This is a genomic window from Thalassobacter sp. 16PALIMAR09 (assembly GCF_000765485.1).
GTDB classification, from domain to species: Bacteria; Pseudomonadota; Alphaproteobacteria; order Rhodobacterales; family Rhodobacteraceae; genus Thalassobacter; species Thalassobacter stenotrophicus.
The window spans coordinates 45,363-57,738 of sequence record NZ_JHAK01000009.1 but is presented as its reverse complement, the minus strand read 5'-3'; the positions used below and the strand labels follow the sequence as shown (position 1 = coordinate 57,738).

At 58.7% G+C, this 12,376-nt stretch carries 14 protein-coding genes; 4 read left to right on the top strand and 10 right to left on the bottom strand.

Features of this window, described 5'->3' with window-relative positions:
* Nucleotides 1–25: 25 nt before the first annotated feature.
* From lgt to PM04_RS15180, 3 genes are all read right to left on the bottom strand, one after another.
* The gene (gene lgt, locus PM04_RS15190) at nt 26–946 is read right to left on the bottom strand and encodes a prolipoprotein diacylglyceryl transferase (protein WP_038008408.1); all 921 of its coding nucleotides are present in this window, start codon (nt 944–946) and stop codon (nt 26–28) included.
* 105 nt (nt 947–1,051) lie between these two features.
* Nucleotides 1,052–1,438 carry a DUF302 domain-containing protein gene (locus PM04_RS15185; RefSeq protein WP_038008407.1) on the bottom strand — a complete coding sequence of 129 codons (387 nt, stop codon included), beginning with the start codon at nt 1,436–1,438 and terminating at the stop codon, nt 1,052–1,054.
* A gap of 139 nt (nt 1,439–1,577) precedes the next feature.
* Nucleotides 1,578–2,171 carry an EF-hand domain-containing protein gene (locus PM04_RS15180; protein WP_223229252.1) on the bottom strand — a complete coding sequence of 198 codons (594 nt, stop codon included), beginning with the start codon at nt 2,169–2,171 and terminating at the stop codon, nt 1,578–1,580.
* A 343-nt stretch (nt 2,172–2,514) separates the two neighbouring features.
* On the opposite strand from PM04_RS15180, the gene PM04_RS15175 reads away from it, so the two are divergent.
* Complete coding sequence (locus PM04_RS15175) at nt 2,515–3,126, top strand: hypothetical protein (RefSeq protein ID WP_038008481.1); 612 nt, start codon at nt 2,515–2,517, stop codon at nt 3,124–3,126.
* 87 nt (nt 3,127–3,213) lie between these two features.
* Here the strand turns inward: PM04_RS15175 and PM04_RS15170 are convergent, their stop codons facing one another.
* From PM04_RS15170 to PM04_RS15155, 4 genes are all read right to left on the bottom strand, one after another.
* Complete coding sequence (locus PM04_RS15170; protein ID WP_038008406.1) at nt 3,214–3,879, bottom strand: L,D-transpeptidase; 666 nt, start codon at nt 3,877–3,879, stop codon at nt 3,214–3,216.
* A gap of 38 nt (nt 3,880–3,917) precedes the next feature.
* Nucleotides 3,918–4,403, bottom strand: coding sequence for a disulfide bond formation protein B (locus PM04_RS15165; protein WP_038008403.1), 486 nt, complete (start codon nt 4,401–4,403; stop codon nt 3,918–3,920).
* 140 nt (nt 4,404–4,543) lie between these two features.
* Nucleotides 4,544–5,806, bottom strand: a complete 1,263-nt coding sequence (locus tag PM04_RS15160) for a multicopper oxidase family protein (RefSeq protein WP_038008402.1) — start codon at nt 5,804–5,806, stop codon at nt 4,544–4,546.
* Nucleotides 5,807–5,931: 125 nt separating this feature from the next.
* A complete protein-coding gene (locus tag PM04_RS15155) occupies nt 5,932–6,513 on the bottom strand; it encodes a L,D-transpeptidase (protein ID WP_052068521.1) in 582 nt (193 codons plus the stop codon).
* A 179-nt stretch (nt 6,514–6,692) separates the two neighbouring features.
* On the opposite strand from PM04_RS15155, the gene PM04_RS15150 reads away from it, so the two are divergent.
* Nucleotides 6,693–7,529: a DUF305 domain-containing protein gene (locus PM04_RS15150; protein ID WP_200880356.1), complete on the top strand. Its 837-nt coding sequence runs from the start codon at nt 6,693–6,695 to the stop codon at nt 7,527–7,529.
* Nucleotides 7,530–7,541: 12 nt separating this feature from the next.
* Nucleotides 7,542–8,306: a MauE/DoxX family redox-associated membrane protein gene (locus PM04_RS15145; RefSeq protein ID WP_200880354.1), complete on the top strand. Its 765-nt coding sequence runs from the start codon at nt 7,542–7,544 to the stop codon at nt 8,304–8,306.
* A 21-nt stretch (nt 8,307–8,327) separates the two neighbouring features.
* Here the strand turns inward: PM04_RS15145 and cueR are convergent, their stop codons facing one another.
* Together cueR and PM04_RS15135 are read right to left on the bottom strand one after the other, a co-directional pair.
* On the bottom strand, nt 8,328–8,726 hold the full coding sequence (cueR, locus tag PM04_RS15140) for a Cu(I)-responsive transcriptional regulator (protein ID WP_038008399.1): 399 nt from the start codon (nt 8,724–8,726) through the stop codon (nt 8,328–8,330).
* A 12-nt stretch (nt 8,727–8,738) separates the two neighbouring features.
* Nucleotides 8,739–11,249, bottom strand: coding sequence for a heavy metal translocating P-type ATPase (locus tag PM04_RS15135; RefSeq protein WP_038008475.1), 2,511 nt, complete (start codon nt 11,247–11,249; stop codon nt 8,739–8,741).
* A 152-nt stretch (nt 11,250–11,401) separates the two neighbouring features.
* On the opposite strand from PM04_RS15135, the gene PM04_RS15130 reads away from it, so the two are divergent.
* Nucleotides 11,402–11,602, top strand: coding sequence for a heavy-metal-associated domain-containing protein (locus PM04_RS15130; RefSeq protein ID WP_007803412.1), 201 nt, complete (start codon nt 11,402–11,404; stop codon nt 11,600–11,602).
* A gap of 42 nt (nt 11,603–11,644) precedes the next feature.
* Here PM04_RS15130 and PM04_RS15125 read toward each other — a convergent pair whose 3' ends face one another.
* Nucleotides 11,645–12,376, bottom strand: coding sequence for a DsbA family protein (locus tag PM04_RS15125; protein WP_009807488.1), 732 nt, complete (start codon nt 12,374–12,376; stop codon nt 11,645–11,647).

Sequence of the window (12,376 nt, the reverse complement as noted above, 5' to 3'; positions counted from 1 at the left end):
GGGTCAAGAGAGATCAGTACGGCGATTACATTGCGGCTCTGCGGGGTGGCGCTGTCCGGCCCCGTTCCCGCCGGGCGAACACGATCAACGCCAGCCCGACCAGCGCCATTGGCATGGAGAGCAACTGGCCCATGGTCAAACCCCACTCACCAAAATGAAGCGCATGGCCGATCGGGTTGTCCGCCGTCACAAATTGTTGGTCCGGTTGCCGGAACATCTCGACGAAACTTCGGGCAAGACCATAGCCGGTCAGAAACACGCCAGCCAAGGCACCGGGCATTTTCAGCCAGCCCCGGCCCCAAGCGAGATAAATGAGCAGCATTCCAAGAATGAGCCCCTCCAATAGCGCCTCGTACAGCTGGGACGGGTGTCGGGCGCAGAGGCCACTAATCCCTGGGCAGGCCTGCGCGACTTCGCCGGGAAAGATCACCGCCCAGGGAACGTCCGTCGGCCGCCCCCACAACTCATTGTTGGTGAAGTTCGCCAGCCTCCCAAGAAACAAGCCTGGCGGTGCCGCCAAAGCCAGCAAGTCGCCAGTGCTGAGCAAAGACGCGTTCTGTCGAAGGCAGAACAGCAAGGCAGCGATGACAACGCCCGCGAACCCCCCGTGGAAGGACATGCCGCCTTGCCAGACCATCAGAATTTCCAAGGGATTTGCGAGATAATATGCAGGCTGGTAGAACAGTACAAAGCCTAGGCGACCACCAGCAATCACGCCGATGATGATCCACGTCAGAAGATCTTCGATCTGCGTCCGGTCAAGCGGCGGTCCAGCTGATGTCCAGAGCGCGGGACGGCTTATCGCACTCAAACAAATGCGCCAGCCAATCAGGATACCGAAGATATAGGCTAGCGCGTACCAGCGGAGTGCGAATGTGACCCCCCCGATGTCGAAGGAGATGAGGTCGGTTCCAATATCCGGAAATGGCAATCCCGCTGGCAGCACTGGGTGAGTTCCTCATCAGGAATTTACGTGGGGATTAGATGGCATTGATCGAGCACCGCTAAAGGCGCTCGATCTGCGACAGGGCATCCAACGCCCATCCCGCCATCACGCGGCGTCGAGGGCGTCCCGGAGTAGATCGCGGACTTCGCCGGCGACCGCGTCCAGGTCTTGGTTCTGCACCGCCTGCATCGAAGCGACAGGATCGACCGCGCTGACCTCGGTGTCGCCGTCCACTTGCCGCAGGATGACATTGCAGGGAAGCATCGCACCGATGCGAGGCTCGATCTCGATAGCTTTGTGCGCCATGCCCGGATTACAGGCCCCGAGAATGCGGTAAGGCGGCATGTCCGCATCAAGTTTCTTTTTCATCGTCGCTTTGACGTCAATCTCAGTCAGAACGCCGAAGCCCTTGTCTGCCAAAGAATCCCGAACACGCATCTCTGCGTCATCGATATTGGTGTCTTTCAGGACGCGATCATAGGTATAGGCCATGGGAATTTTCCTTTCCGTGTCTCTATTTTTTGGCATAACGAGGCTAAACGGTTCAGGTCGCGGTTCGGTTCAATGTCCCGGCCGAGAACGGTTTTGGCGTTTTGAGGACGGGTGCCGGAAAAAACCGGCACCCGTTGGCTCAGTTGTCCTGCATCATGGAGCCGTTGCCCATGCCCTGACCGTTGCCCGGCCGCGCAGGCGCATCTGCCATGTTCGACCGCATCATCTGCATCCGCTCCATCCTATCGGCCGGAGCGGCCATCTCTTCCGGCGTCACCGCGCCGTCGCCATCGGCATCGAGGTGTTGAAAACGATCCACCATCATTTCGCGGATCATCGCGCTGTGGAGAGCTTCAAACTCGGTAATCGAGAGGTTTCCATCCCCGTCGCTGTCAAACTCGGAAAGCTTGGCCTGCAGCTGCGTGCGCATTTCTTCCGGCGTCGTTGTGCCGTCTCCATCGGTGTCGAACATTTGCATCATGCCGCCAGCCATGCCTGCGCCCATCATACCACTGCCCATGCCTGCGCCCATCATGTTTCCGTGCATGCGCTGCATCATGTCCATCATTCCGCCCATGTTCCCCATCATGCCCGGACCACCGTTCTGCATCATGCCTGCCCCACTTTGGGCACCAGGTTGACCACTGTGCCCATGGTTGGCATCCGCCAAGGCGACGCCACCAAAGGCGGTTGCAGCCAGAGTCATTGCAGCGAGTAGAGTATTGCGTTTCATGTCGATCACCTCGTGTCAGTGTTACAATAACAACCATATGGGAGGCGCCTGCAGATGCGGAATGCCACGCGAGCCGGTGTTTTGTATCGCGGGGTCACAAAGGCGGGGTCTGTTACAAATTGCGACAAATCAATTCGGGGCGAAAGCTCCTCTTAATCTGAGACTTGCGATATCCAGAGAAAAATCTGTCGAGGAGTCGCGTACCAACCGCCATCGAACCCGAGTTTCGGTGGACGTGAAATCCGGAAGAGTTGGTGTCGAGAGTGGTAGAGGCCCTGCATATCCCGAAAATTCAATCATTCAACCCATGGCAGGAGGCTGCAGAGTGCGCTTTTCCCACCGTATTTTCTCAGTTCTAACCTTGGTGATTTTGGCGGGGTGCGGTGCAGGAAACGTCATGCGCCCGGATGCTTCAGCCGAAGTCATCAGTAGCGCATCCTACCGTCACGATGGACCGGCCGCGCTGACGTTGTACACCATGATCAACAACAGGTCCGGGGCGGGTGCGCATACCAGCGTCATGATTAATGGGTCGCAGCGTGTTATCTTCGATCCGGCAGGAACGGTCCGGCTGAGCGCTGTACCGGAACGAGGAGATGTGCTTTATGGCATTACTCCACAAGTGGCCGATTTTTATGCGCGGGCTCATGCTCGGGAGACCTACCATGTCGTCATACAAGAGATCGATGTGTCTCCCGAAGTCGCGGAGCAGGCCTTGCAGCTTGCAATTGCCAGCGGCCCAGCCGCTTCCGGTTTTTGTAGTGCCAGTACCTCCGCGGTACTCAGGCAATTACCAGGGTTTGAATCCATTGGACGCACATTTTTCCCAAAGCGCCTGATGGCGGATTTTGGCAAGCTGCCGGGCGTGCGAACCACAAAGCTGTTCGAGAACGATGAGGACGACAAATCCGTAGCGATTGCACAGTTTGAAAGTTCACTTGCGACACAGCCGTGAGTGTTCGTCCAACAATTTGTTGCACGATTTGCCTGCACAACGCAGAGCTCAGCGCGTGAGCCAAAGATGCTCTGTCCGACGAATAGGTCAGCTTCGAGCGGTAACGCTGTCTTCGGCCGAATAGAGGAACGCCGTCGATCCGACAGCGACATTCGGATAGAGATCATTGATGTGGGCCATTACCATGCGCACGCATCCCGAACTGGCCCGGCCGCCAATGCTGCGTGGGCTGGGTGTCCCATGGATACGAAGGTACGTATCCCGATCTCCGACGAATAAATACAACGCCCTGCTCCCCAAGGCATTTTCCGGGCCGGGCTCCATCCCATCGGCAAACTGAGCAAATGCATCTGGGTCGCGCTCAATCATCGACTGGGTTGGCGTCCAGTGTGGCCATTCGACCTTGCGACGAATCGTATAGGTGCCGGGTTCGTAGAGATTGCCCTTGGCAATCGCGACCCCGTAGCGCATTGCAGTGCCACCTTCCTCGATATGGTACAAATAGCGCGCGATCGCATCGACGTGAATGTCACCCGGGCTCAAACCGTCATTTGCCAAAACGCGTTGCGGCAGGAGCCTGGGATGCAGCCCCCATGGGTTGGTTGTTGCCGGGTCATAGTTGGCGGGCGTGACCTGCGCATCCCACGCCGCTTTTTCGGCTTTCGTCGGCCAGGTCTTTGCGAACACAGGGGAACTCAGAGACGCTGAAAACAGCGAACCGGAGAGTGCAAGGAAGTGTCGTCTTGTAACCATGAAGCGGAGCCTTCTGTTTTTATTGAGTGTGAGGCGATTCAAGAAACGTCTGCGACCCCACGCCATCGAACCTTAAGACTTTTTGCGATTGCGACCAACCAAAGGCAAGCCAGGACACCGCTTAGGATTGCGTTCCAACTGGCCATGGACAACGTCAGTAATTCCCAGACAACCTCATCGCACAGAACAAGAGTCGAAGCACTTGAACTGGCAGAGGGCAGTAATTCCGATACCGACATTTGCGAAACATCGAGGCCGGATCCCGTGCAAGAAGTCGGTCCCTCCCACCAGCCGCGCTCGACCCCGGTATGAAACACTCCCAACGCGGATGTGCTGAGTGCCGAAAGGGTACCGATTATCAGGATTGGCAGGATCGGCAGAGCAAAAAGCAACAGAGCGCCCATTCCAATGGCGATTGCGTGTGGGTAGCGTTGCCAGATGCACATTGCGCACGGCGCGTAGCCAAGAGCCTGGAAAACGAAGGCCCCTAACAGCAAGGCGGCTGATCCTGCCGCCGCAGTCATGCCGAGAGATTTTGGTGTCAGGGTCAATGAACGCTCCCGTTGGCAATCGATGGACCTGTTTCTCGCTTGTCAGGTTACGTAAACGGCAGAAGGCCTGTTATCATTCAGAGATTTGTAACGGTATGTATCCGTCGCGACCCTCAGCCGACTCTGATCCACGTTGCCATACCGTCGGCCTGGTGGCTCAACATGTGGCAATGCAGCATCCACGATCCCGGATTGTCCAGGACGACGAGAATTTCCCGCGTCTCGCCGATCTCCAGATAGGTCGAGTCCCGGTATGGACCGGCTTCACCCGCCGCATCGAGTTCCCAGAAATGGTGGCCATGCAGATGCATGACGTGTGGAAACCCGGTTTCGTTGCGGATCGAAATGCGCGCGGTCGTCCCCTGCGCGACGGATAGGAAAGGGGTTCGAGGCAGGCCGGATACGTCATTGAGCGCCCATGTCCCTGTGCCGCTGTGGGACGCGCTTCCCGCACCTCCCTGGAGCACCAGCTCCGCGGTTTGGCCGGGGTCTTTCGGGGCGGGCATTCGGTTGGCGGGCAACGCGGTGATGGGCGCTTTCGCGGGCTTACGGGAACCGGAAACAGCGATTTCGCCAAGGCTCAACGTCCGCTCTCCAAAGCTGTCGTCGAACCGGATCGGCCCGTTTGCATCACCGATCACATCGCATCTTTGGCCCGGAGCGAGGAGGATCGGTTCGAGCGTCCGTGGATGCGCCAGAGGCATGCCATCCAGTGCAACGATCTTGCCTGTCAAACCATCCAGGCCGACACGGTACACCCTGTCGATAGAAGGATTTATGAGACGCAGTCTCAGACGGTCGCCTCGTTTCACATTCTTGCCCGTTGCATTGGAAACAAGCGCCGTGACCGTATTGCCGATACGGCCCTCGGTCGCGAAATGAGCCGGGTTGAACCCCTCGTCGTACTGTCCGGACTGATCCAACAAGACATCGAAGAACTGAACAACTATGTCATGGTCGACAGCCGGCGCATTTTGCTCTTCGACGATGAAGGTGCCGAAAAGACCGCGGCTGACCTGATCGTAAGACAGGTAATGCGAGTGATACCAATACGTGCCGGCATCCGGGACGCCAAATTGATAACGATACGAGTCGCCCGGAATGACCACATCCTGAGTGAGAACGTTGACACCATCCATCCGATTTGGAACCCGCAACCCATGCCAGTGAACGAGAGCGCCCTCCTCCAATCGGTTATCGAGGGTAATGCGGGCGGTTTGTCCTTGTCGCATTCTGATTTCAGGGCCCGGCAGACCACCGTTGAAGCCCAACATCGACACGTCGTACCCAGCAAGGCGCGCCTTGATCGATTGGGGCGCGAGGATCAACTCGCGTGTTGCTGCTGGCAAGCGGGTACCAGCCAGCGCAACGGTCATACCGCCAAGGAAAGACCTCCGGCTCAATGACAATTCCGTCACCTCATGAATGATGGACTGGCTTTCGCCAACTGCTGTGCTTGTGCCATTTCCGGTGGAGGAACTTCAAGGCGACAGAGCACCCCTCACGCCGTTGTCACTTTGGGATACAGAAAGACGCGAGCGCCGATTTCAACGCGATCGTACAGATCCTTCACATGCTCATTCGTCAATCGCGCGCATCCATTCGACACGGCCGACCCAATTGTCTCCGGGGCGTTCGTTCCGTGAATGCGAAGATAGGTATCGCGTCCCTCATCATCATGGAGATAGAGCGCGCGGGCCCCAAGCGGGTTGTTTGGCCCGCCTTTCAGCCCATCCTTGTACTTCGCGTATTTGCGTGGCTCGCGCCGGATCATAGCGTTCGTCGGTCGCCACCATGGCCATTTGGCCTTGCGATCCACGGTGAACTCTCCGGGTTCATACAAACCTTTCCGCCCTACTCCGACCCCGTAGCGGATCGCCATCCCGTCCACTAGCATAAAATAGAGGAAAAAATCGTCAGGGACGACGTGGATGTCCCCGTTCATCCAGTCATCACGACGGGTGTTTATCAATTGCGGTTCGAACTGTTCGGGCAATTTGACTTTGTGGGCCCAGGCAGTTGTCGGCAGCAAGCAACCCAACGCTCCGGCACAAATCAATTCTCGTCTCGTGAAATTCTGCATGGCGCGATCTCCTCGAGTCCATGAAAATTCAGCGCGCTTCGGGCACAAAGAAAAGAAGCCGTGAACCTTGGCAAATGACGTGCCGCTGTTGCCTTGAAACTACGAAAATTCGAACTTTTGGAACCCTCCAGCGCTGGAATGTTGTTCTTTTACAAAGGACTGCAAAGAGGTGACTGGAAATGCACTACTCACGATTCTTTATGATGATCGGAACATCGACCGTGGTCATGTTCGTTCTGATGTACCTGAACACCTATCTTTGGGGCCATATCTTCTTTTCGGAGACACGCCTTTACATGGCCATCCTGATGGGGGCGACCATGGCCGTGATCATGTTGGCGTACATGTTGTCCATGTATCAGAACACCAAAGCCAACATCACGATTTTCGTTGGCGCAATAGTCCTTTTCGCGGCGAGCCTCTGGCTGGTTCGCGGGCAATTCACGGTGCAGGACAAGTCCTACATGCGCGCCATGATCCCGCACCACTCGATCGCCATCATGACGTCGACTCGTGCCGAGATCACCGACCCGCGCGTCCGGGGGCTCGCAGACGACATTATCTATGCGCAGGACAAGGAAATCGCCGAAATGCGCTACCTTATTGCTGACATTGGAGCAAACGGCGAAGCATCGGCCACGCGAAGCGGAACGCCGGCGCAGGTTTTGGATGCGCAACAGGCGCTTCAAACGGAGGTCGTGTCGAAGGTCGATCCCGAGTTTCTGACGGAAGACGAAATCGCTGCGGTGTTCCCGAACGGTGGAGACTGCCGCTTTGCTTACACCTCGGACAGTCCGGCTGTACTGGTGACTGGTGAAACCGGCGAAGGGTCTGCCGCCGCAATGAAGATCAGCGGTGATCTGGTGCGCCTGAATGCGCAGGGCGAAAATGCATTTTCTGAAGGCCCGCTGTCGGCCGAGATCGCAGAGACGAACGGTGACCTGACCGATCTGATCGTCAGCGCGGGAACCGACTACGAAGCCGGGTTCCGTGGTCAACTTACGTGCAGCGGATAAGGAGGAAAGGACATGCCCCGCGACACAGACAGTAAATCCGCGCAGCTTTATCGCATGGTCATGCCGGGCCATCTTTGCCCATATGGTTTGAAATCGAAAGACCTGCTGGAACGGCAGGGCTTCGAGGTGGAAGACCATCCGCTTGAGAGCCGCGAAGACACCGATGCCTTCATGAAGAAGCATGGTGTCGAAACAACACCGCAAACTTTTATCGGCGGCCAACGCATCGGCGGGTATGAAGAACTCAGGGTGTTTTTCGACATCGACCCACCCGAGGAAGAGCAAAGCGACACGACCTACCAGCCGGTCATCGCGATCTTTTCCGGCGCCGCGCTATTGGCACTGGGCCTGTCCTGGCACCAGTACGGGTCGGTCCTTACCTTGCGGGGGTTCGAATGGTTCATTTCGCTGTCCATGACCATTCTCGCGATCCAGAAATTGCAGGATGTCGAAGGGTTTTCGACGATGTTCCTCAACTACGATCTGCTGGCGCGCAAATGGGTGCGATACGGCAAGGTCTACCCGTTCGGCGAAGCGTTGGCAGGTGTCCTGATGACTGCCGGCGCGCTGCTGTGGCTCTCGGCGCCTGTCGCCCTGTTTATCGGCACGGTAGGCGCTGTCAGCGTGTTCAAGGCTGTTTATATCGACAAGAGAGAGCTGAAATGCGCCTGCGTCGGCGGTGACAGTTCCGTCCCGCTGGGGTTCATTTCGCTGACGGAAAACCTGATGATGATCTTCATGGGTATCTGGATGCCGGTCCGCGCGATCTGGTTCTGAGGTACAGCCCCTTCTTGCCTGTCACTTGGCCAACCGCTCCGGCGACAGATCCTCGATGATGGGGCAGTCGGGCCGGTGATCCCCGGCACATTTTTCCACCAGTTCGGCGAGCGTCGCGCGCATGGATTGCAGTTTCGCGATCTTTTCCTCGATCTGGCGCAGATGGTCTTCCGCAACCGCCTTCACTTGCATGCTTTCGCGGTTTTCATCCTCGTAGAGCGACAGGAGCGTCCTGCAATCTTCGATGGTGAACCCCAAGGCCCGTGCGCGACCCAGAAACGCCAGCTTGTGAACGTGGTTCTCGGTGAACGCGCGATAGCCGTTCTCGCTACGGTTCGGGCGGATCAGACCGATGTCCTCGTAGTAGCGGATCGTCTTGGCGGGCACACCCGATTGTCGGGCAACGTCTCCGATGTTCATGTCGGACCTCCGTTATTCTGCTGGAGCAGGAGTGGCGGCTGCCATCTCTGCCGGGATTGCGCGCTGCTCGTCCATCGCAGGCGCGATGCGCCGCAGCCGCAGGGCATTGGTCAGGACAAACACCGAGGACAACGCCATCGCACCCGCCGCAAGGATTGGTGACAGGAGCAACCCAAAGGCCGGATAGAGCACCCCGGCAGCGACCGGAATAAGTGCCACGTTGTAGGCAAAGGCCCAGAACAGGTTCTGCCGGATGTTGCGCATGGTCCGCCGCGATACTTCGAAGGCGTTCACCACGCCGCGCAAATCGCCCGACATCAGGACGACATCCGCAGATTCGATGGCCACATCGGTGCCGGTTCCAATGGCGATGCCCACATCGGCATGCGCCAGCGCCGGGGCGTCGTTGATCCCGTCGCCGACAAAGGCGATGCGCTTGTTCCCTTGGCGCAAACTGTCGAGCGCCGCAACCTTGCCGTCCGGCAGGACGCCGGCGATGACGTGGTCGATACCGGTTTCGCGGGCGATGGCTTCGGCGGTTTCGCGTTTGTCGCCGGTGATCATCGCAACCGCAAGACCCTTTTCGTGCAGCGCTGCGATGGCTGCGCGGCTTGCCGGTTTGACCGGATCGGCCACGCCGATCACGGCGGCGACACGCCCATCTATGGCAGCGTAAAGCGCCGTGCGACCCTTGCTTGCGATCTTCGTTTCCTCTGGAGACAATGCCGAGACGTCAATGCCTTCGCGCGCCATGTAGCGGTCGGCCCCAACCAACACCTCCACGTCTTCGACCACGGCGCGCACGCCGTAACCTGTGACCGATTGAAAGCCTTCGGCCGCCACAAGAGGTACGCCCTCGGCCCGCGCGGCCCGCACGATGGCGTCCGCGACAGGATGCTCGGAGAGCGACTCCACGGCAGCGATCTTCGAGAGCGTTGTTGGGCGATCGAACCCTTCCGCCAGCACAAGGTCAGTCAGTGCGGGTCGCCCCTCGGTCACCGTGCCTGTTTTGTCGAGGGCGACCACATCAACGGAATCAAGTTGCTGCAAGGCGTCACCTTTACGGAACAGGACACCCATTTCCGCAGCACGTCCCGTCCCGACCATGATCGAGGTCGGCGTCGCAAGCCCCATCGCGCAGGGGCACGCGATGATGAGCACCGACACACCGGCGACCAGCGCCATCGTCAGGGCCGGATCAGGCCCGAAAAACAGCCAGACCAGCACGGTCGCCGCCGCGATCGCCATCACGGCAGGCACGAACCACAAGGTGATCCGGTCGACCAATCCCTGGATCGGCAGTTTGGCGCCCTGGGCCTCTTCGACCATGCGAATAATCTGCGCCAGGGTCGTGTCGGCGCCGACCCGCGTGGCGAGGAACTGCAGGCTTCCGGCGCCGTTCACCGTCCCGCCGGTCACCGTATCTCCGGCACCTTTTTCAGCGGGGATCGGCTCGCCTGTCAGCATGCTTTCGTCGACGCGGCTGGTCCCCTCGATGACCTCGCCATCGACCGCGATGCGTTCACCAGGGCGCACGATGACGATGTCACCCTGAACCAGCGCATCGATCTCGATCTCGACGCTTTCTCCGTCCCGCATCACGCGTGCAGTCCGCGCCTGAAGCCCTAATAGCTTCTGGATGGCCGCGCCCGTTCTCCCCTTGGCGCGCGCTTCAAGAAACCGCCCCAGAAGGATCAGAACGACGATGACCGCTGCCGCCTCGAAATAGACGGTGCGCAGCGTGTCAGGCAGGACCGACGGTACGAATGTCGCAACCACGGAATAAAGGTAAGCCGCCCCGGTGCCGACCGCGACGAGGCTGTTCATGTCGGGGGCACCCCGGAACAAGGCCGGGAAACCCTTGGTGTAAAACGTCCGGCCCGGGCCGAAGAGAACGATTGTCGTCAGCACGAACTGAAGAAGCCAACTCGTCTGCTGGCCAATCGTGGTCTCGATCAGCATATGAACGGCCGGAATGACGTGGCCACCCATTTCGATCAGGAAGACCGGCAAGGCGAGGATGGCCGCAAAGGTGACCCGTTTGGCAAGCGCCTGAGCCTCTTCCTCCTTGCGCGCAACTCTGTCGTCACCGGCCTGGGCCGTTGCCACGGTTGCTGGATACCCTGCCGCGCCGCTTGCATTTACCAGATCGGATGTCGTGACAAGACCTTCGACGTAAACCACCGTCGCCGTCTCGGAGGCGAGGTTGACGTTCACCTCGACCACTCCAGGCACCGCGGAAAGCGCCTTGTCGACCCGCCCGACGCAAGAGGCACAGGACATGGCTGCAATCGTGAGTTCGGCCTTGGCCGTCCGCGCGGGGTAGCCCAGCTCGCGAAGGGTTTCGATGATTTCCGGAACGCGCTTGAGCGCGTCCACGCTCATACGCGCGGTTTCGGATGCAAGATTCACCGACACATCCTCTACGCCGTCGATTGCATTCAATGCGCGGTCGACCCTGCCAACGCAGGACGCGCAGGACATGCCTTCGATCGGCAGGCTGATCTGTTTGGGTTCGGGCATATGTGTCACCTGTTTTTCCATTCGACGTGGAATGTAGGGCTTCCAGTAACTGGAGGGTCAATGGGAGGGCGCCAAATAAATTTCTTCTCTTGACCTTCCAGCGCGGGGAAGCCCCAAGTCACCGGCAGAAATCAGATCAAGGAGTGGTTCCGATGAAGTTCAGCGTTCCGGACATGAGCTGTGGGCATTGCACCGCAGCAATCGAAAGCGCGGTGAAGAGCGCAGATCCGAATGCAGGCGTAGAATGTGACCTTTCTGCCCGACAGGTGCATGTCGACAGCGTGTTACCAGCCGATCAGGTCCAAGCGATCATTCGGGATGCGGGCTACAACGTGGAACCTGCGGCCGCTTGATGCAGTGCCCGGACCACCCAAGGGTGGTCCGGGCACAGAATTTCAGTCTTCGACTTTGCGGGCTTCCTCGACCAAGTCGGCAAGCTGCGCCTTTTCGACGAAGCCCGGGACCAGCGCATCCCCGATCACGAAAGACGGCGTGCCGTTAAAGCCCAGAGCTTGGGTCAGTTGCATGGAGGTCGCAATGTGCTCTTCGACCTCGGGGGCCTCCATGTCCTTGCGCAACTGCGCGATATCCAGGCCGATCTCCTCGGCCACGCGCAGCACGGAGGCCTCTTCCGCGCGGCCTTCCAGCCCCATCATTGCCCAGTGAAACTCTTCGTATTTGTCCTGCTTGCGCGCTGCCAAGGCCGCTTTCGCGGCAAACACCGATCCGTCTCCGAGAATGGGCCATTCACGATAGACGAGGCGAATGTTGGGATCGTCTTCGATCAAAGCCCGCACCTCGGGTTTGACCCGCCGACAATAGGGACAGTTGTAGTCGAAAAATTCCACAACAGTGACGTCCCCTTCCAGGTTGCCGAGAACCGGCGCATTCGGATCGTTCTCGATCAGATCGCGCTGGTCATTCAGAACTTGGGCCTGACTGAGCTCCTGCGCTTGCGCCTGCCTTTGTTCGAGGATCGCCACGGCCTCCATGACAATCTCCGGGTTCTCGCGGATTGCCTCGAGCACAAGTTCCTTGACCCGGGACTCTGACAGTTCGTCCGCGAGTGCCGGTATCGGAAGCAAGGCAGCTATCGCGACCGTCGTGAAGGCTTGTCTGAAACGCAT